The 21,255-nt window shown below is 34.8% G+C and carries 21 protein-coding genes; 3 read left to right on the forward strand and 18 right to left on the reverse strand.

All coding sequences use genetic code 11. The annotated features are described in order from the left end of the window. Window positions 1-12: 12 nt before the first annotated feature. The 11 genes from BLV64_RS01000 to BLV64_RS01050 all read right to left on the reverse strand — a co-directional run bounded on the left by BLV64_RS01000 (window position 13) and on the right by BLV64_RS01050 (window position 12,660). Window positions 13-423 (reverse strand): curli production assembly/transport component CsgF, encoded by a 411-nt coding sequence (locus BLV64_RS01000; RefSeq protein WP_092131258.1) that lies wholly within the window; start codon window positions 421-423, stop codon window positions 13-15. A gap of 2 nt (window positions 424-425) precedes the next feature. After that, complete coding sequence (locus BLV64_RS01005) at window positions 426-1,232, reverse strand: CsgE family curli-type amyloid fiber assembly protein (RefSeq protein ID WP_092131261.1); 807 nt, start codon at window positions 1,230-1,232, stop codon at window positions 426-428. 9 nt (window positions 1,233-1,241) lie between these two features. Then, a complete protein-coding gene (locus tag BLV64_RS01010) occupies window positions 1,242-1,787 on the reverse strand; it encodes a hypothetical protein (RefSeq protein WP_092131263.1) in 546 nt (181 codons plus the stop codon). A gap of 104 nt (window positions 1,788-1,891) precedes the next feature. Beyond that, window positions 1,892-3,421: a hypothetical protein gene (locus BLV64_RS01015; RefSeq protein ID WP_092131265.1), complete on the reverse strand. Its 1,530-nt coding sequence runs from the start codon at window positions 3,419-3,421 to the stop codon at window positions 1,892-1,894. Between the two features lie 403 nt (window positions 3,422-3,824). Next, window positions 3,825-5,354, reverse strand: coding sequence for a hypothetical protein (locus BLV64_RS01020; protein ID WP_092131268.1), 1,530 nt, complete (start codon window positions 5,352-5,354; stop codon window positions 3,825-3,827). A gap of 228 nt (window positions 5,355-5,582) precedes the next feature. Next, complete coding sequence (locus BLV64_RS01025) at window positions 5,583-7,769, reverse strand: glutamine synthetase III family protein (RefSeq protein WP_092131270.1); 2,187 nt, start codon at window positions 7,767-7,769, stop codon at window positions 5,583-5,585. Between the two features lie 339 nt (window positions 7,770-8,108). Then, a complete protein-coding gene (locus BLV64_RS01030) occupies window positions 8,109-9,065 on the reverse strand; it encodes a calcium/sodium antiporter (protein WP_092131272.1) in 957 nt (318 codons plus the stop codon). Window positions 9,066-9,390: 325 nt separating this feature from the next. Next, window positions 9,391-9,804, reverse strand: coding sequence for a hypothetical protein (locus BLV64_RS01035; RefSeq protein WP_092131274.1), 414 nt, complete (start codon window positions 9,802-9,804; stop codon window positions 9,391-9,393). Between the two features lie 12 nt (window positions 9,805-9,816). Continuing rightward, the gene (locus BLV64_RS01040; RefSeq protein WP_092131276.1) at window positions 9,817-10,236 is read right to left on the reverse strand and encodes a GreA/GreB family elongation factor; all 420 of its coding nucleotides are present in this window, start codon (window positions 10,234-10,236) and stop codon (window positions 9,817-9,819) included. Window positions 10,237-10,260: 24 nt separating this feature from the next. Continuing rightward, window positions 10,261-11,562, reverse strand: coding sequence for a Glu/Leu/Phe/Val family dehydrogenase (locus BLV64_RS01045; protein ID WP_092131278.1), 1,302 nt, complete (start codon window positions 11,560-11,562; stop codon window positions 10,261-10,263). Between the two features lie 285 nt (window positions 11,563-11,847). Further along, window positions 11,848-12,660, reverse strand: coding sequence for an META domain-containing protein (locus tag BLV64_RS01050; protein WP_092131280.1), 813 nt, complete (start codon window positions 12,658-12,660; stop codon window positions 11,848-11,850). Between the two features lie 183 nt (window positions 12,661-12,843). Here BLV64_RS01050 and BLV64_RS01055 point away from each other — a divergent pair, with 183 nt between their 5' ends. Both BLV64_RS01055 and BLV64_RS01060 read left to right on the forward strand, forming a co-directional pair. Further along, window positions 12,844-13,182: a rhodanese-like domain-containing protein gene (locus tag BLV64_RS01055; RefSeq protein ID WP_092131282.1), complete on the forward strand. Its 339-nt coding sequence runs from the start codon at window positions 12,844-12,846 to the stop codon at window positions 13,180-13,182. 17 nt (window positions 13,183-13,199) lie between these two features. After that, a complete protein-coding gene (locus BLV64_RS01060; RefSeq protein WP_092131284.1) occupies window positions 13,200-13,469 on the forward strand; it encodes a heavy-metal-associated domain-containing protein in 270 nt (89 codons plus the stop codon). A gap of 231 nt (window positions 13,470-13,700) precedes the next feature. Here the strand turns inward: BLV64_RS01060 and pncA are convergent, their stop codons facing one another. From pncA to BLV64_RS01090, 6 genes are all read right to left on the reverse strand, one after another. Further along, the gene (gene pncA, locus BLV64_RS01065) at window positions 13,701-14,306 is read right to left on the reverse strand and encodes a bifunctional nicotinamidase/pyrazinamidase (protein ID WP_092131286.1); all 606 of its coding nucleotides are present in this window, start codon (window positions 14,304-14,306) and stop codon (window positions 13,701-13,703) included. Between the two features lie 30 nt (window positions 14,307-14,336). After that, on the reverse strand, window positions 14,337-15,734 hold the full coding sequence (locus tag BLV64_RS01070) for a nicotinate phosphoribosyltransferase (RefSeq protein ID WP_092131288.1): 1,398 nt from the start codon (window positions 15,732-15,734) through the stop codon (window positions 14,337-14,339). Window positions 15,735-15,950: 216 nt separating this feature from the next. Next, window positions 15,951-16,406 carry a hypothetical protein gene (locus BLV64_RS01075; protein ID WP_092131290.1) on the reverse strand — a complete coding sequence of 152 codons (456 nt, stop codon included), beginning with the start codon at window positions 16,404-16,406 and terminating at the stop codon, window positions 15,951-15,953. 306 nt (window positions 16,407-16,712) lie between these two features. After that, window positions 16,713-17,651 carry a mechanosensitive ion channel family protein gene (locus BLV64_RS01080; protein ID WP_092131292.1) on the reverse strand — a complete coding sequence of 313 codons (939 nt, stop codon included), beginning with the start codon at window positions 17,649-17,651 and terminating at the stop codon, window positions 16,713-16,715. Between the two features lie 109 nt (window positions 17,652-17,760). Next, window positions 17,761-18,399 carry a hypothetical protein gene (locus tag BLV64_RS01085; protein ID WP_092131293.1) on the reverse strand — a complete coding sequence of 213 codons (639 nt, stop codon included), beginning with the start codon at window positions 18,397-18,399 and terminating at the stop codon, window positions 17,761-17,763. Window positions 18,400-18,734: 335 nt separating this feature from the next. Continuing rightward, window positions 18,735-19,601, reverse strand: a complete 867-nt coding sequence (locus BLV64_RS01090) for a tetratricopeptide repeat protein (protein WP_092131295.1) — start codon at window positions 19,599-19,601, stop codon at window positions 18,735-18,737. 474 nt (window positions 19,602-20,075) lie between these two features. Between BLV64_RS01090 and BLV64_RS01095 the strand changes: the two genes are divergently transcribed. Continuing rightward, the gene (locus BLV64_RS01095; RefSeq protein WP_092131298.1) at window positions 20,076-20,495 is read left to right on the forward strand and encodes a UPF0158 family protein; all 420 of its coding nucleotides are present in this window, start codon (window positions 20,076-20,078) and stop codon (window positions 20,493-20,495) included. Between the two features lie 547 nt (window positions 20,496-21,042). On the opposite strand, the gene BLV64_RS14500 is transcribed toward BLV64_RS01095, so the two are convergent. Then, the coding region (locus tag BLV64_RS14500) for an FG-GAP repeat protein (RefSeq protein WP_177165280.1) at window positions 21,043-21,255 on the reverse strand (213 nt) is incomplete at its 5' end.

A 21,255-nucleotide genomic window follows, 5' to 3' on the forward strand; every position in this document is an offset into this window, starting at 1 on the left:
GGTATTCTTAAATTATGGATTTGGAACAATGACTTGGGTTTGCTCGCCATTTGAAGTATCTAAAATATTAATAACTAAACCTTCATCAGACTCAAAAACTTCGACATTTAAAGTACCAAAGGTAAATGTTCCCTCCTCATTAAAGTCGCCTACAGCTTGCACTTGCTGCGCCAGTAAAGCTCGAGATATCTGACTTAAAACTTGCTCATTCAATCTTTCTCCAAACTGCTCTAATTCCGATTGTTGCACGCTTTTCGCCCTTGGAGCCGTAAGTCCATTCTGGGCGGTTGCCGAACTTAACAACCAATTATAATTAAAAGTATCTCCTCCAAATGCGGGATTTAAAGGTTTATAACTGAATTGTTGTGAAAACATGAACGTTATGGAACCAAAAAATAATAATACAAACAGTTTGAGTCTCATAATTAATAATGTGTTATAGTCTGTTTTTGTTGTGCTAATTGCTGTAAATAGGCGATACTCCTATCTAGAGCTCTATTTGCCATATCCATTAAAAACTTTTTTTGTGGTCTCGAAAAAAACTGCCAAACCAATTGGCCATCTACCTTAACTGAAATCCTTGTGCTTCGTCGCTGACCCGGCACTTCTTCAATAAGGATATTTTTACCACTTTTAATTTGCTTATTATAATATTCAGAATAAAAGTAACGATAGAAATCCCTTCCTGGTTTTGTTAATGTCTTCTGAATTACCAAACCTTCTAAAAACAATCCATCTTTTTCCGAAGTATCTTGATCTCGAGGCTCTTGAATTTCAACTTTCTTTTTCTCATTATCCAACTCGATTTTCAAACCTCCTTGCCCATCGGAATATACCACGATACGATCCTTTCCTATAGCTCCCTGATTGTCATCTGACGATTCCAAAGGATAAATCAAAAGTAAAAGAATAGATTTATCGTTAGAATTATTATTTACTGTTACTGAAGATAGTATTTTTTTTTCATTCCCTTTCAAAAAGAAACGATTAGCCTGTGAAGTTTTCGACGAATTGTTATTTCCATCGACTTTAAACACCATAAACTCATATCGCAGACTTAAATCCGATAACATTAGGTTTTCCGCTGTTGCCGTGAAAGTTACAAACTCGCTAGTTTTCTCTATATTAATTTTAGCGTTTACCTCTGTATTGTATATGTTTTGTGCCCACAAAACATTACACACAAAAAACATATTTAAATAAAATACTAAGGCCTTAAAAGTAATTTGCATAGGATACTTTTATTTAAAACTTCTAATTATTATAGTTGGTGAAGCTTCGGTTTGAGTGAATTTAATGTTTCTCGAGATTTTATTTGCTCCAAAACGTTCAAATTTCAAATCATCACCATTTTGAGTTAAATCTAACGAGATTTCCGCATTAGTATCAATAACATAGTCTTTAATTTCATTTTCATTTCCATTTTGAGCTAAATCTGCAACTACTTTATCCACTTCATATACAAGTTGTACCTTATTTAAATCTCCATTTTGAGCAATATTAATATCACTAGCGTTAGTAATCACACTTGCAGCCACTTTGTTATATTCTCCTATTTGAGTAACAAACACCGAATTACCTTGTACTGTCGCCAATTTAGTATTGACAGTAGTATTAAAAAATGAATTAAAAACTTCTGGCGAAACATTTTCACCATTTAATTCTGTAACCGTCGTAGTTTCACTTCCTGACTCGTCCTCGCTATAATTTTGAGAAAAACTTATTTGAGATAAAGTCATAAAAAGAACAAAAGCAACTAAGGTCTTTTTTGTTAAAATTGTTTTCATAATAATTTAAATTTATAAAAAAAGGAAGGTCACTTGCTATATAGCTAACCCTCCTTTTTATGTTGTAATTAGATTAAAGCACAAACTTCAATCGGAATTGGATCTTAACACCCACTACCTGTATCAACACAAGGAGCATCTAAATCAAAATCGTTTAATCCTGGAGGACAAACTAAATCTTGAGGCGCTTGGAAATCACAGTTTTCAGCATCTGCAGCAAAATCGCCATCTGGTCCTAACTGTAAGATATTTGCTTGGTTTCCACTATGAGGTGAACCACCTAATCCTTGTTCTACAGTATAACTATGCCCACCAGAACTATACATTCCAGTTTTCTGCACTAACAAAATTTGGTTGTTTTGACCTCTCTGAGCTGTGTGTGCAGCATTCCCTTTTCCCGGATCTGCATCTTGGTAAGTACTTACTAAATTAGAGTTCCCTCTTTGAGTAGAATACACTGTATTGTCATCTCCAAATTGTCTTTGGTAAAGTTTATGATTAAAACCTAACTGAGCTGCCCCAGCCATATTGTTTTCACCTGACTGATCTTGACGACCGTAGTTATTACCTCCATTAGCATTACCATAAGCATTTTGAATTAAGGCAGCACTATTATCTTTACCTGATTGATTTTGCTCACCATAGTTACCATCTCCATCTCCCCATTGTCCTATGAACGCATCATTATTTTCACCAGATTGATTTTGTAACGCTAAATTATCATCAGATGGATTCACAACATTCATAGATCCATTTGTGATCATATCAACATTAGAATTCATAAATAAATATGCACTGTTACCTAAAGCATTAGCTGTTGGCTTACCCTGTGTCACTTCTGCATTGTTACCAACACCAGAAACAGCATTAGAGGTTTGGTTTTGATTCACCTTATTGTTATCACCTTCCTGAACCGAAACAGAAACATTTCTAGCAGAACCGTATTGACGCACTCTAGAAACGTTGTCGTCCCCATACTGCTCAGTAGTCGCTAAATGTCCTGCCGATTGATTAGGACCTGCATCTTGACGAATATCTGAAATGTTATCATCACCTTCTTGGATTGAACGCGCTTCACTGTTGTCATAAATCTGAACAATTCTAGATGAGTTATCCTCCCCATCTTGCTCGATCATTGCATAGTTATCTTCTCCTTGCTCTCCAATTCCATGATCGATTCTCGCTTTGTTACCAGAACTCGCATCATCTTTTTGACCTTGTAAAGTTAAAGCTTCATTGTAGTCTCCCTCTTGATCTGTAGTAGACTGGTTATCTGAACCAGACTGTCTTACCTCAGCTACGTTTGCATAACCACTGTCATTAAAACCATTGTTTACATCTCCAGTCTGCCAAATTCTAGCTTTGTTTTCTCCCGTACCTGAACCATTGTCTTGCATGGTTAACACAGAGTTACTAGCTCCCGCTTGCCCTACATAAACTTTTTGATTTGTACCTTCTTGAACTGATTTACCAGTATTGTTCCAGAACCCCCCTGCAGATGGTAGTGCAGCAACCACCGTAGGATCTGCTGCAGATGATCCATTTGTAGCCGTGCCTTTAGCGTTTAGGCCTTCTTGCGCCATAATTGCGCCCGTGAATAATAGTGCCGAAGCACAAAGAATTACTTTTTTCATGTTAAATATATATTGATTAATAGCATTGTAAATATATAAAATATACTCAACATAATCACCTGACCCTTAATGATAAACTAGTATTTTAACAGTATTTTCGATTATACCTCTGCTTACACCGACGAAATACCAACCTTGGTAAGAAAAACCCCACCTCACATTACAACTAACTGTTATTTAAACAGATATAACCACTCATAAACAATAGGTGTTTCATTTTTACAAACACTTACCCCTATACAAAACCAACTATGATTAAATACCAATCTACACATTCTAACCACGTATATCACTATAGAATTAGTTGCAGAAATTAAAAAGAGAGTCTTCCTAAATACGGCAGACTCTCTTTAAATTTTATTCGTGCATTATATAGTATGACTATATAATTTATTTATGCTCATTAACACCCACTACCTGTATCAACACAAGGAGCATCTAAATCAAAATCGTTTAATCCTGGAGGACAAACTAAATCCTGTGGCGCTTGGAAATCACAGTTCTCAGCATCTGTAGCAAAATTGCCATCCGGACCTAATTGTAAGATATTAGCCTGGTTTCCACTATGAGGCGAACCACCTAATCCTTGTTCTACAGTATAACTATGCCCACCAGAACTATTAGCTCCAGTTTTCTGTACTAACAAAATTTGGTTGTTTTGACCACGTTGAGCCGTATGTGCTGCATTTCCTTTTCCTGGATCAGCAAATTGGTAAGTACTTACTAAGTTAGAATTACCTCTTTGTGTAGAGTACACAGTATTGTCATCTCCAAATTGTCTTTGGTAAAGTTTATGATTAAAACCTAACTGGGCTGCCCCAGCCATATTGTTTTCACCTGACTGATCTTGACGACCATAGTTGTTACCTCCATTAGCATTACCATAAGCATTTTGAATCAAGGCAGCACTATTGTCTTTACCAGACTGATTTTGCTCACCATAGTTACCATCTCCATCTCCCCATTGCCCTATGAAACCATCATTGTTTTCACCAGATTGGTTTTGTAACGCTAAATTATCATCAGATGGGTTCACAACATTCATAGTTCCATTTGTGATCATATCAACATTAGAATTCATAAATAAATATGCACTGTTACCCAAAGCATTAGTTGTTGCTTTTCCCTGTGTCACTTCTGCATTGTTACCAACACCAGAAACAGCATTAGAGGTTTGATTTTGATTCACCTTATTGTTATCACCTTCCTGAACCGAAACAGAAACATTTCTAGCAGAACCGTATTGACGCACTCTAGTAACGTTATCATCTCCATACTGCTCTGTAGTCGCTAAATGCCCTGCCGATTGGTCAGGACCAGCATTTTGACGAATGTCTGAAATGTTATCATCTCCTTCTTGGATTGAACGCGCTTCACTGTTGTCATATTGCTGAACAATTCTAGATGAGTTATCTTCCCCATCTTGCTCAATCATAGCGAAGTTATCCTCGCCTTGCTGACCAGTACCATGATCGATTCTCGCTTTGTTACCAGAACTTGCGTCATCTTTTTGACCTTGTAATGTTAAACCCTCATTGAAGTCCCCTTCTTGATTTGTAGTAGACTGGTTGTCCGTACCTGACTGTCTTACTTCAGCTGCGTTTCCATAACCACTGTCATTAAAACCGTTATTTACATCACCTGTCTGCCAAATTCTAGCTTTGTTTTCTCCCGTACCCGAACCATTGTCTTGCATGGTTAACACAGAGTTATTAGCTCCCGCTTGCCCTACATAAACTTTTTGATTTGTACCTTCTTGAACAGACTTACCAGTGTTGTTCCAAAAACCTCCGGCAGAAGGCAATGCTGCAACTACTGTTGGATCGGTTGCAGATGATCCATTTGTTGCCGTTCCATTGGCGTTAAGCCCTTCTTGCGCCATTAGTGCGCCCGAAAATAATAGTGCCGCAGCACCGAAAAATACTTTTTTCATGTTAAATATATATTGATTAATAGCACTTCGAATATATATCAATTATTTAATATAACAAATCATACACCCTCAATTCCTTAGTATTTTAACAAATTTTTCGATAATACGACGCTTAATATCGCTTAACTGTTTTCCTACACGTTAAAAATTTAAATACTACATACTTTATAGAATTAAAAAAGGCCCCGATTTCTCGAAGCCTTTTAAACAGCACCTTCCTACGTATTTCTACGTAGTAAAAAGTAATTCTCTATACTTTGGTAGCGGCCAAAGTTCGTCGTCTACCAACAACTCCAATTTGTCACAATGGTATCTTATTTCCTCTAACATCGGAATAACTTCCTCACAATACATTGTCGCCTTAGTTTCTAAATCCGATAACTGATTAGCTTCTTTTCGCTTATTAATCATTTTCGTTACCGTTGTATTAATAATATCTACACGTTTTGAGATATCCTCAATTAATTCTAACTGAGCATGAGCGACGCGATTAAAATCTGCTTCGTAAATCTCTTTAAGTCCTTGCACATTATTAATTAAGGTGTTTTGATATTTAATAGCTGTTGGAACAATATGGTTACGCGCCAGATCTCCTAACACACGTGCTTCTATTTGGATACGTAAAATATACTCTTCCATTTCAATATCGTAACGCGACTGTACTTCGACTCTATTCATCACACCTAAATCACCATACATAGCGATAGTTTTCTCAGAAACTTTTGCTTTTAATGCTTTTGGCGTTGTCTTATTATTACTTAGACCTCTTTTCTCTGCTTCTTTTTCCCAAGCTTCCCCGTAACCGTTTCCTTCGAATAAAATGTTAGACGATTTTTTAATGTATTCTCTTAATACATTAAAAATAGCTTCGTCTTTTTTCAATTCTTTTTTCTTAATTAAAACATCCACCTCTTCTTTAAATTCAATTAATTGCTTAGCAACAATTGAGTTTATAAGCGTCATTGGATTCGCACAGTTCGCTAAAGAACCTACAGCTCTAAATTCAAACTTATTCCCTGTAAAGGCAAATGGAGACGTTCGGTTTCTATCGGTATTATCTAAAAGAATTTCTGGTATTTTACCAACGACATTTAATTTTAGATCGGTTTTCTCTTTTGGAGACAACTTACCATTCGTTACGTTTTCTAACTCTTTTAAAACATTTGTTAGTTGCTCTCCTATAAATACTGAGATGATTGCTGGAGGGGCCTCGTTAGCGCCTAGACGGTGATCGTTACTAGCTGATGCGATTGTAGCTCTTACCAACTCTTCATTATCATGTACCGCTTTAATTGTATTAATAAAGAACGTTAAAAACTGAAGATTACTCATAGGTGTTTTACCTGGACTTAATAAATTAACCCCTGTATTTGTACTTAAACTCCAGTTATTATGTTTCCCAGAACCGTTTACTCCTTTAAATGGCTTTTCATGAAATAGCACTTTAAAGTTATGACGTTCTGCTACTTTATTCATCACATCCATTAACAATGCGTTGTGATCCACTGCTAAATTTGCTTCTTCATAAATAGGAGCTAATTCAAATTGATTAGGAGCCACTTCATTATGTCTTGTCTTTACAGGAATACCTAACAGCATACATTCAATCTCTAGGTCACGCATATACGACATTGCTCGCGAAGGAATGGTACCAAAATAGTGATCGTCTAATTGCTGACCTTTTGCTGAAGAGTGCCCTAATAATGTTCTTCCCGTTAATTGAATATCTGGTCGTGATGATACTAAAGCACTATCTATTAAAAAGTACTCTTGCTCCCAACCTAAAGAAGCATTTACCTTTTTTACATTTTTATCAAAATACTTACACACAGCAACCGATGCATTATCTATAGCATTTAACGCACGTAAAAGTGGCGTCTTATTATCTAGAGCCTCTCCTGTATATGATACAAAAACAGTAGGTACACATAAGGTTTTACCAAAAATAAAAGCTGGAGAAGTAGGATCCCATGCCGTATACCCTCGCGCTTCAAACGTATTTCTAATACCTCCATTTGGAAAACTAGAAGCGTCTGGCTCTTGCTGTACAAGCTGACTTCCACCTAATTTTTCTATTGCACCACCGCCGTCGATAGTTTCGAAAAAGGCATCATGTTTTTCTGCAGTCGTTCCTGTTAATGGTTGAAACCAGTGCGTATAATGCGTTACCCCTTTAGACAAAGCCCAATCTTTCATAGATTGCGCAATTTGATTCGCTATACCTCGATCTATTTTAGTTCCTTTTTCGATGGCGTTATTAACACTTTCAAAAGCATCTTTTGTAAGCGATTGACGCATTGTTTCTTTATTAAAAACATTTTCTCCGAATAATTCAGAGCGTCGTTTTCCTTCGATAATCTCAACCGGTTTACGGTTTAAAGTTTCTTTAATTGCAAAAAAGCGTAATGTGGACATAGGTTCTGTTTATTTTTTACAAATATATAAAAAAAATGCTTTTACGTAGTTATTTTATTTTTACCCCCTAAATTTTAGGGGTAAAATATTATTTACCTAAAAAAAACCCCTAAATATCACGCTTTTTCATACCCTAAAACAAAAACACCCCTAAATTTTAATTTCTACCACATTCTAAATCACTTATTTTAGATCACTAAAACGTCTATTTTTCCTCTGATTAACTTTTAAGCGTCATGCTTTATTACATCATACAACTATTGAAAAGATAGGTTAGCACAAAAAAAAGCTTTCAATACAAGTATTGAAAGCATTAATGAATTTAAGAAGGCTTGGAGATTATAAAAAAGCCATATAAATAAATGCTGCATAAGCTCCTACCAAAAGAATCCCTTTAAGCCTTCCAATCTCCAATCGTTTTGGAATAAGAATTAAAAGAATAAGTACGGCTGCAAAACCTAACATCCAAAAAATATCGTTATTTAAAATTGTATCATCAGTCACAGGTATTTCTTTTATAATAGCAGTTAAACCCAATACCGAACCGATATTAAAAATGTTAGAACCTATTAAATTCCCCAAGGAAATTGCTTTTTCTTGCTTCATTGCCGCAATAACAGAAGCCGCTAATTCTGGAACGCTAGTACCAATAGCAATAACGGTAACTGCAATAACCGCGTCACTCACTCCCATAGAGATTGCCAGCTCCTTGGCACCATTGACTAACCAAACTGAACCAAAATACAAGGCTAACGCTCCTAACACCAACCAAGCCATCACTTTTACATTACTAACTTCAGCTAAAGACTCATCGACCTCTTCATCTATATCATCACTAATTACAGAGCCTCCTTTATTAGAATCACGAATAAGTATGATTAAAAAAACAATTAAGCTAACAAATAAGATCACCCCTTCTATTCGTGACAATATTTGATCGTTATATAAGAAATAATAAAGTAGTCCTGAGAAAATCATCATCGATGGCCACGTTAATTTATAAAACGTTCTATCTACTGCAATCGCACCAATAATAGCGGTAATTCCTAGTACCAAACCAATATTTGCAATATTAGAGCCTACAACATTATTAATGGCAATTGCTGGCGAACCAGTTAAGGCCGCATTTAAACTCACCAGTAATTCGGGAGCTGAAGTCGCAAAAGAAACCACTGTCATCCCAATTACTAACTTAGAAATATTAAATTTAAGGGACAATCCTACCGAAGCTTTCACCAAGAAATCCCCCCCAATAACTAGTAATACCAATCCTAAAATTACCCAAAGTATACTCATCCTTAATTTTTTTGTACGAAGATACTATAAGATTTTTAATGTAGGATTTTGACCTAAATATTTTATCAACCAAAAGGCCATTATAAAGATCACTATACAATACCACGAACACCTTTCTTCTCTTTTAACATTAAAGATTTCAAAGACGCCTTTTTCCTATAGATATTAATACATTATGCAAAAGGCCATTCATCTTTACTTATATTCTGTTTACCCTACGCTACAATATGACACAAAAAAAGCCACTCCTTTCGGGGTGGCTTTTTTTATTTTATACAAAATTACAAGTCTGCATTAACAGCTTACAATCCTGTGGTAATAAAATTTATTTTTCAGCTTCTGTTTCACCTTGAACTTTACTGAAAAAATCATCTTTTACCGTTCTGTAATTATCTAAATGAACAAGATAACGTAATCGGTAACTCTCGTGCTCTGAAATATAAACCATATCACAGGCCATATCTTCGCACTCTTTCAAGTTAACACGAGATAAAGCATATTTTTCAAGCGCCATTTTAAGCTCTTCATTTTCAGCTTTCTTCTCTACAAAACGCTCTAAAATAGAATCTTTAGCATCTGTTTCGCTAACCTGCTGTTTACACAAGCCAATTAAGTTATTTAATTCTTTCTCAATATATGTTACATGCTTTATCCAATTCTCCAACTCAATCGTATTGATTTTGTGGGTTACTTCGATATCATCGTCATGATTATATATCTCTGTATTATTTGTACTCATAATTAATTTTTTTTACAACAAAACATCAATACCCTTGCTGTTTTCTTGCTGTTCGACTGCTGTTATTGTTAAATGTTGTTTACCTGTTGGGAAATCCCAAACGACAGGATCTCCAGTAGCATAGCCAAAAAGAGCCGCTCCCATAGGCGTAAGTATAGAAATTTTATTTTGCTGTAAATTACGCTCACTAGGAATCACAACCTGGATTGTTTTTTCCCACCCTTGATCTGAAACAATTGATACCTTACTATTAAACCTAACAACATCTTCAGGCATTTCGTCTTCCTTTAAAACACGTGCCTCCTTAAGCTCTTCGTTTAATTTAATAATCGATTTTTGAATTTCAGAACTTTCTGAATATCCAGAAACATCAAGAATACGCTTTAAATACGCATATTCCTTTTTCTCCAAAATTAAATTGTCATACTTCATTATAACTCTTATAAAAATTAAATATCAAGGAAAAATCCCTCTTTGTACGTAAGCTTGCGCTATACGCTCTATAGCTATACAATAAGCTGCTGTTCTCATATCCATAGATTTACTCTCTGAATAAGCATACACTTTATTAAAAGATTCTTTTAATTTTTTATCAAGCTTAGCCATCACCTCATCGAGCATCCATAATTCTCCATTACGATTTTGCAACCACTCAAAATAACTACCAACAACACCACCTGAATTACATAAAATATCTGGAATGATAACGACTCCGCGTTCTAAAAGAATTTTTTCACCTTCTACGTTTGTCGGACCGTTAGCACCTTCAGCAATTAATTTTGCTTTGATAGTGTGTGCATTTTTCTCTGTAATTTGATTACCTAAGGCAGCTGGAATACAAATATCACAATCCACTCCAAAGAAATCCTTACTATCTAAAGGTTTAGAATTTAGAAAATCTACAATACTACCACTGTTTTCTCTACTGTAGTTAAATAAATCTTCAACATTTAAGCCTTCTTGATTTTGAATACTACCAAAAGCATCTTGTACTGCTACTAATTTAGCGCCTTCTTTTTCTAAGAAGTGAGAGGCCCAGTAGCCAACGTTACCAAAACCTTGCACAATATATTTCTTACCATTAAGGTCTAATTTATTGTATTCTGCCCAAAACTTAATGCTTAAATACACACCGTATCCGGTTGCGCGGTCTCTTCCTTCCAAACCGCCACTTCCTGCAGGTTTACCAGTAACCACGTGCTGATTTGCAGAACGTTCTGCTGGTGGTCTTGTACTCATATAAGTATCTGCCATCCAAGCCATTGTTTGCGCATTGGTATTAACATCCGGAGCTGGAATATCATGTTCTGGACCAATATTATCGGCTAAAGCGAAAGTAAAACGTCTTGTTATACGTTCTAGCTCGTTTTTTGAGTATAACGACGGATCCAACTGAATCCCTCCTTTACCACCACCATAAGGCAGTCCTGCTAAAGACGTTTTCCATGTCATCCACATCGCTAAAGCTCTGGCCGCATCAATATCTACTGTTGGGTGATATCTTAACCCGCCTTTGTATGGACCTAAAGCATTATTATGCTGTACTCTGTATCCGGTAAAAATCTCCACATCACCATTATCCATCTTTACAGGAAAGTGAACAATAAGTTCATTATTCGTAATACTTAAAATCTTACGAATACTTGGATGAAGGTTTATTTTATCTGCAGCTGTATTAAACTGTTCCAAAACATTCTCCATCATGCCTCTTTTGGCAGTCGGTTTTTTGTCTCCTTTGGCAGTTGTTGCTATTGTCATTTTGTTATGTTTATATTATTTTTTCAGTACTGTAATTATCAATAATCTAATATAGCTTATTTAAAAATAAATATTTTATAATATCCGCCTTTTTAACGCTTTTATTTTTCAAAGCTACAAAAAACCTATATCTTTTATTATTTTTTTCACTTTTATCACCACTAAAACCTGCATTAATTGGTCGTTTTTTATTTTGGTGACCTATTTCCTATTTCTTTTTGCTCGACAACCGATAAAACGAATACTTGACCTTACTCAAATCCTCTTATACCAAACTATTTTGATTTAAAAGTAAATCGCTTCAAAAACCGCTAAAAGATCCCCTTCCCCATTATTTAATCTTAAGACATCGCCAGTTACATTGTAATTACGCGCCGTATTAAAAACGGCTAATATTTCAGACTCATTAACCGCCACATCGGGACATATTTTCATAGTCGTTGCCAACTGCTCGAAACGGATTTGATTTTCAGACTCCATAGTATACTGTCCCGAAAACATATTACAACCTGAAAAACCTGTAATTAGATTTTCATTCGTTTTAAGAATGAAATAAATTTCACGTTCTTGATTTTCGGCCATAACCACTTCGTCCCCTGCTAATTCTTTAAGCTTCCAATACTTTTCGGTAATTGTAGTATCACCACTTTTAGTTTTGGTAAATTCAGCTATAAGTCCGTTAGTCGCATTTTTCAAGACTAACTTACCTCCTGAGACACTAACTTTTTTAGTTAATTCAAAAGCAGCAAACAGCTGCGACTCTTCAACAACTGTGTCATAACAAGCCATTCGTGTCGATGCCATTTTAGAAAATGAAAGTCCGTCATTATCGTCGGCCATATATGTTCCGTTAAAATAATTACAACCCGAATATCCTGCAACCGTATGATCTAAAGCATTAAACCTAAAGTATATTTTTTCTTTAGAAAGACCCGATTGATCAATGTCTTCTCCATTTAGTTTAGAGAGTTCCCAAGTGATATCGGAAAGTCTAACACTCTCTTTTTCATTAGCCATAGTTCCCGGTAATTGTTTTGCAGATTTACACCCAAATGCAGTCAGAATAATGACCGCAAGTGCTACTATTTTTATTTTCATCTTTACTTTTTATTATATCAAATTTACGATTAGTTTATTATAACACGAACTCTATAATTCTAAACTGTTGTTAAATTAAGAGCCATTTATAAACTAAAAAATGACATAGTGTAACATGCGTTACCAACCATCCCCTTTTTAAAGGCTATTTTTATGCTCATCAATTTATAAGCCCTAGAAAACATGTCCATTTTAAAAAAACTATTTGGTTTTAAAACCACACAAAGTAACGTGATTAAAGTTCTTAATCCCAATGACTTTAAAACACAAATAACAAACAAAAAAGTACAATTAGTAGACGTAAGAACACCAAACGAGTTCCAGTCCGGACATATTAAAGGTGCGAAAAACATAGACGCTTTTTCGGGAACGTTTAACAAAAAGTGTAATACACTAAATAAAGAAGAACCCATTTATATCTATTGCCGAAGTGGGGCGCGTAGCAAACAAGCCTCTAAAAGATTGGAAGCTTTGGGTTTTAAAGAAGTTTACGATCTTAAAGGGGGAATTTCCAATTTCTAAATTAAAAAAAACAAACCATGAAAACATCTATACAAGTACAAAATTTAAAATGTGGAGGTTGTGCTAACACCATTACCACCAAACTTTCTGATATTAAAAATATTTCAGGGATTAGCATAGCTGTAGATAAAAGCGAAGTGTCATTTGATTATTTAAATGATGAAGATCTTGAAAATGCAATAGAAAAACTAAAAGCACTAGGCTACCCTTCTACAGACGATGCTAATAGCTTAGGCTCTAAAGCCAAATCTTTTGTTAGTTGTGCAACAGGAAAACTATCCCGTTAATAAGCGGATGGAATCAAATCCATTTAGCAATCATTTTATTTAAAACAATAACAGAGAAACAGTCAGTCTAACCTCAAAAAGCGACTTTAGGTTTTAATAAGAACGGACTGATATAAAAAACAAGATACCTAATTTAATTTAGGTGTCTTGTATCTGATAAAAACCATGTCCTATTTCAATCCGCAGCAGCTCTTCATTTCTATAAATCAAAACGTTGCGAGCTAAACTCTTTTACAAATCATTTGAATTTACGATAGCTATACCCATCGCCTTCATCTCTTTTTTTAGGGTCTCAAAAACGTTATCATCTAACGCCTTAGAAGCATCCTCAATAAAGTAAGATCTAAACCCTTCTTTAAAGGCATCATAAGCTGAGAAATAAACACAAATATCAGCTGCTAGACCACACAAATACAATTCTGTAACGCCTTTTTCTTTTAAATACCCTGCCAATCCAGTTGACTTTAAATGGCCGTTGTCATAAAAGGCACTGTAGCTATCAATCTCCTTATCTGTTCCCTTTTTAAAAACAGCTTCAAACACATTCGTTTTTAGGTCCGGATGAAAGTCTGCACCTTCTGAACCTTGCACACAGTGGTCTGGCCAAAGCGTTTGAGACTTACCATGTAGAGGAATCTGCTCGAACACAGCCTTCCCTATATGATTGCTCGCAAAACTAACATGATCTTTAGGATGCCAATCTTGAGTTGCGATTACCAAATCAAATTTATCTTGAATTGTATTAATTACAGGAACCACTTTGTCACCATCGGGAACAGAAAGCGAACCTCCTGGCATAAAGTCGTTTTGTACATCTATTACTAGAAGTGTTTTCATAATTAAGTTAAGAGTATTACTGTATTATTTTTAAGCTTTATGCTTTAAAATTAGAGCGTCACGTTCTTGTTTAAGTTTAGGACTAAGTCCGATTTTATAGATATGCGGATTTTGGAAACGCTTGTATTCCTCAGGCAGTTTTTCTAATCTTGATTTTGAATACTCGGCAATTTCTGACGCCGATCGTGATGGCACGACACGTTTTCCATTGTCCATTACATTCTCTAGTAAGGGCTCTTGTTTAAGCGCAGTAAGATCTAAGCGCTTTGTTGCATCAAAAGGGTGCTCCATGTGCGTTAGTGGATCTTCATTATACAAAGTCACAGCATCAGCCCCGTAGAATTTCCCATTAGCATCTATCATTCTATACACTTGCTTTTTGTAAGGTAAAGACACTTTAATCAGATTTTCAGAGAGCTTTATTCTAGGCTCTCCTTTATATTCTGACAATTTATACACACCACCTAGGGAAGCATCTGGTTTTCCGGTAACTAAATTTGTTCCCACACCAAAAATATCAATCTGAGCGCCTTGCTCCTTTAGACTTTTTATCACATATTCATCCAACTGATTAGAAGCAACAATTTTAACATACTCCAAATTTGCATCATCTAGAATAGCTCGTGTTTTTTTTGATAAATATGCTAAATCACCACTATCTAAACGTACCCCCATTAATTTCTGTCCACGACTTTCCATTTCTTTAGCCACGGTAATCGCATTAGGCAATCCGCTTTTAAGCGTATTATAAGTATCTATTAAAAGCACGCAATTTTTGGGTCTTACTTTTGCAAAATCTCGAAATGCTTTTAGCTCATCGCCATAACTTTGAATAAAGGAATGTGCCATGGTTCCTGAGCACGGAATATTGTAATCTTCGGCCGCTTTAACATTGCTTGTACCATCAAACCCTCCAATAAATGCTGCTCTAGACGCATAATACCCTCCAGTGGCATGGGCGCGACGTAAGCCCATATCTAACAACACCCCATCCTTAGCACTATGTCTTATTCTACTTGCCTTTGTAGCGATTAAAGTTTGAAAATTAAGAATATTCAGTAAAAAGGTTTCTATGATTTGGGCCTCAATAATATTGGCTTCTACCTGTAAAATAGGACGCGTAGGAAACACGACATCCCCTTCTTTACAGGAGCGTATACTTCCTCGGAATCGAAACGCTTTTAAGTACTCTAAAAAATCTTTTTCAAATCCTTGTTGTTCTAAATAAGCCAAATCGGTAGGTGAAAACTTTAAATTTTCAAGAACATCCAACACGTCTTCTAATCCTGCAAAAATGGAATATCCTCCATCAAAAGGGTTACTTCGGTAATAATAATCAAACACCGCTTGACCATCTGGCTTGGTACTAAAATAGACCTGAGCCATGGTTATTTGATAAAGATCGGTATATGCAGCAGTAATATTCATAAGGTAATTGATTTTAATAATGACAAGATATTTAAAATATCAAAGATTTCTTAGAAAGTAGGCGAAAGAAATTAGTTTAGCGCACTCTCCTATACAGCTAATTACTAGGCATAAATCTGAAAGCGACATTCGACTTCTCACAAGACAACAGCTTTACTTTATTTTTTGTTAGAATTAACGGGTATACGTACACGAATCTTAAACCCAAAGTCAACTCTATGTATAGATATTATTAGTAGATGTTTTTAACCCCTTTAGAATGGCATTTAATTCTTCCTCTGTAAAAAGATTGTTACAGAAACTATTAACAACAGAGTCTATAGCAGAAAGCAAATAGGTTGTAAAGTTTAATCCCGATTCTTTTACTAATAGAGAGTACATTGTAGAAATAGCCACATCATTAGGCCGTGATGATAATAAAGCTATACTTCTTGACTTCGTATGATCGTAACCTGTTTTCATAAAATTTATAAATTCCGAAAACTCATTCGATTTCACAATTAGCTTACAGTCTCTAAGATCGGCTATTGTATTCCAATATCTATTATAATCTGGATCTGAGTGTAGCTTTTTCTTAAAGCTAATAAGATCTTCAAGAGTGATTTCACCACGATAATACTCAATATTCATTTCTTTATCGGATACGATTTTATAGGCCCCAAACTTTTTCATATCTATTCATGCAATTAGCGCGCAAAGCCATATTTAGCTATATTGTTGATATACAAATAAATACCAACAATAACAACCAATTTACCGCACACTTAGTAGTGATTTAAGCCACAATATATGCAAAATTTAAGATTTTAAGACACAATTTGTACTGCTATTTCATCCATTTTAATCAAGGTTTGAACTCAAACACCAAGGATTGAATACGTTATGTAATCATGAACAGAATTCCACACTTGCAAGATTCTATTTTCTCAATTAATCCATGAATTTGTTTAGCTTTGTATTTTCTCACTTATATCACGACTAACGTCGCGCACCTTCTGGGAATTGCACTTTATCTGGGTTTTTATTTAGAAGCGGCAGGACGGCTTTTAAAATACGGTTTCGGCGCGCTGCCATATCTCCGGGTTGCACAGGATACGACACGACGGCTTCCATCCAAGCATATTGATTATTTCTAAAATATACCTGAGCATCCCACAAGTTTACTTTAGCCCGTCCTACACATTCAGGGTAATGCGTATTAAAATCTTCTTGAGCGATTTGCAACAAACAACGTTCTACAAATTCTAAATCGCTAGTAAAAGCAATTTGAACTGCTGTTTCGTTCCAAATAAATGGCGCTTGCGGCCCGGAATAGTTTATAATTTCTTCTTTTAAAATCAGGCTATTTGGAAAACGAATAATTCTTCCACTTTTTCTGTCGTTACCTAAATAATCACCTTGACATTCTAAAATAGACGTATCCAAATAACTTATTTCAACAACATCACCACGAAAGTCTTTCATTTGAATACGATCACCTACGAGGTAGGAGCGCCTAAAAATTAAATATATCCAAGCTATAAAAGAGGCTATTGGTGCTTGAAGAGCAAAACCAAGAACTAAAGATAATAATCCAAAACTAACAGCCGCTGCGATTAAATTCTGAAACAAAAACGCAGCAACTACGATAATACTAGATACAATAGTAAGAAAACGAATAATTCTTAACAGGTTGTATTTATCCCCTAAAAGGTGCTCCTGACTATCAACAATTCCACTAATAATTTTACTCAAGATTACTATGAGACAAATTAAAAACAAACTGACACTTAGCTTTTTTACAAACGGAATAAAATCGTCCCATTTATCAAAATAAGGCAGCTCTAACACATAATATAGAGCTAGTAATACAATAGCGATTGCCGAATATATAGTAACTGACCGTTTAAAGTGACTTGTAGTTTTCTTGAAGTTCATAAATTATCAATTATTCTATTTACCTATAAAAATACAGCTTTTGTTACAACGTTATTTACTGTACTTATTAGCTTCAGCGCTACCTCTAGCGTAAAATTAACTACAGTACTTAATTAAAGTATTTTGCATACTCATTTGCCACCTCATGAACACCATGTTTTTTAAATTCTTTGTTATTAATGCGCTCTACAAATTCGGGAATATCATTGAAATAAATCGCCATAGCCTTTCTAACTTGACCATTAGTAAACCCCATTCCACTCACTATATACGCTTTATCCTCCTCCGTGCGTTTTAGCAAAAAATATACAAATTCCCATATTGAATTCGACCCTGTAATGGATTTCATAACTCCTTTTCTGTCCAATTTATACCTTTGCGCTAGAGAGAAGCTACTTAATTTTTTATTAGTCTGATAAAGCAACACCCAATGTTTCTGCGATTTTTCTCTCTCTATTTCTCTACCAAAAGATTTAAAAAGATGTACAATCGGTAATCGTTCAAACACATATTGATCACCCCCCTTAGAACGTATCATGATTTTGGAAACCTCACTGTCTTTGAATTTCTCCACCTTAGCTTTCTTTGATACCTTAAACTCTACTTTACTATCTAATAATTTATTAGAGGGCAGTTTAGCAAATCCATCTTTAAGACTTCCATCCACCATTTGTAATTTCGCTTTATGATATTGAGCGTTTAAAATAAAAGGAGTACAGATTAAGAGTAATACTATTACGTGTTTCATATGTTTTAGTTTAGTTTTTTGATTGCGACCGTCTTACTTTTAAATGCTTCACAACGGAGTCACCACCGTTTATAACAACGTTGTTTTAATTTGTTAAATTCCTAAAATCAAAAAATCGACAGTTGCAAATCACCCCTAGTTTAGCATACACAATATAAAATTAATTTACAGAAAAACATGAATATATAGCAACAGATGTGTTAACATGAGTTATAAATTAAACTACTTGAGACGAGCACGTTTATAAATTTCTAAACAATATGCTTTGACCAGATCCGTTTAATTTACACTATTAAGGCATGGACTTATCTTCACTATCGGAGCACAACTTAGTATTACTTATCCCAATTCTGCTCGAAGAGACTAATATACTCCACATACCTAGACTCTTTTTTAGCATACAATCTTGTTAATTGCGCCCATTCATCAAATTTTTGTTTATTCTTCAATTTAAAATAGGCTTGAGCCATATTAACCGCCATTTCACTTTTTTCAAAATCGTTATCAGACTTTTTAATTCCTATTAAATACGTTTTTTCTGCGTCTTCAATGTTATTCAAGTTCACGAGGCTAAAACCTAATTCTCTATAGAAATAGAAGTTTTTAGGGTTGTTTTCAATTGCTTTTTCTAAAACTGGAATGGCTTCTTTAAATTGACCTAAATGATTATAAGCATATGCCAACTCAAATTCAAGTCCGTCAAAATGTGGTTGAATGCCGTATGCTTTTAATAGGGGCTTAAGTGCTAAATGACATGCTCCAACGTGATTAAAATGAAAACCTTCATTTTTTAAATAACTAACTTCGTTAGAACCTGATTTATAAACAGATAACCATTCTGGTTGTTCAGGAAGCTTTAAATCCGAAATCTGCTTTTTATTTAAAACAGCAACTAAACTTGTATTTGGCTCGAGTCTGTATTTTGCATAGCCAACGGTTGCGTCTTTGGGAATAGATTTTAGGTTATGCTCTTTAATTTGGAATTGAGTCTCATAATTAAATGTAAACCCTGCTTGATTGTCTAAGTAAATAAATCCGTAAGCATAAGTCGAATCAGTGTCTTTCTTAGGAAAAGCAACCCACTTATCAACAGCGTTGAAATACTGTGTATCAAAATTTAGGCTAGCCTGTTCATTTTGTGAAAATCCAATAGTTGTAATTAGTAGTAACCCTAGGGCAGTTATTTTTTTAATGTAAATCATAATTATACATAATGTGAGTTATTAATAGCGACTAACAATATATATACATTTTATTTTAAATTATTGTAAAAATTCGTAAATACTAATAATTCTAAGAACATAAAGAATCGCTAACACTAGCAATAAGCTTTTTAATTCTTAGTTTTCCTTCAAATTGTGGACAAATAAAAAAACAAACATTAACAAAATCATTGTGACGTGCTGGTTTTAAATTTCGCTCTACACCTCAACCACCCTATTCATCAGAAAACGTTCGTAGAATAGAGTTAAGGCGGACCTTATAGATGCTAATATGTTTTAGGATTCCACAATATTAACCTTAGTAAACTTACTGTTATCTAAAACAAGCTCACCATCATAACTATACGCCACCAAATAGCCTTTTCTAGCTACGCTATAATCTAAATAAGTAAATCCGATTTAAAAAAGATTTATTAATTTTAAGCTTAACGAACAAGAAACCTCTGATTTGAAATGGAAAACTCCAAGTTGAATATTATTAAAGAAATTGCGCAGGAATTAGATTGCGGAAACGACTGTTATTACAATCCTAAAACGAAGGAATTAATAACGATTCCTAATTTTGGAGACCTGTTGGACGAAGATGAATTTCGTGAATCTTTTGGAGCGGAATTGAAAAAAGTGACGACAAATAAAGCGGAATATATAAAAATCGAGGGTATAGAAAGTTTTGAGTCTTTTAAGATCATGCAACGTTTTATTGCTCAAATTGCGGACAAACAATTTCAATCGGAATTGGAAACCGTTTTAGAACGGAAAAAACCATTTCAGAACTTTAAATACAGCATTGACAACTCGGATTATAGACAAAACTGGTTTGACTTTAAGCAAAAAGAAGTGGAAAAAATAGTAGAAAAACAATTAAACCGATGAAACGGCAGTACATAATGCCTAGTTTAAGACTAGCGCGGTTTTGTGTACGGGGATTTACCGCAGGATAAGCAGAAGCAATGAACTATAGTCTGTATGGGGCAACGTATTTTAATCCGCTTTAAAAGGACAAGAAATCCAAAGATAAGCACAATGGTCTTTTCTTTGAACCCATCTAGATATTTTTTTTCCATTAACAACAAAAACCACCTGTGCCCAAAGTCCGCTTAATTGTATTAATTCCGTTTCAAAACACTTTCCAGATTGCTAGCTTAAGACAGAAGTCAAATCAGGTTTTTCTTAGAATTTAAATCCGTATTTTGGTTCCACATCTAAATCCGAAATAATGTTTTTTAAGTTTTTAGCAAAAATCCGACTACCTTTATATTTCTCCACACCCTAGTAGGGCTAAAATATTCTCAATTTTCAGCCATTCATTATTGAATCAAACATAGCTATTTTATACCAACAATAACTTATACACGCTGTTGCTATTTCCTTTCTTTTGAGTTTAGTATTATTTAGTCTAAATGGTTGTCAACTTTAAATATTATTCTAGTTTAACAATTACTCCTGCAGGCCACACATAAGCGTTTCCATTACTATGCACGCTAATTAAATCTGCTTTTTTATCACCATTTACATCAGCAACACCAACAATATAATGGCCATTTCCCCCATCAACATTTGCGCTATTAAGTGTTCCATTAAAAGAAGACACTCCTTGTGAAAACTTATAATCTTGCCCCCCTCTATACACATA

It is taken from the genome of Bizionia paragorgiae, from assembly GCF_900107625.1.
GTDB classification, from domain to species: Bacteria; Bacteroidota; Bacteroidia; order Flavobacteriales; family Flavobacteriaceae; genus Bizionia; species Bizionia paragorgiae.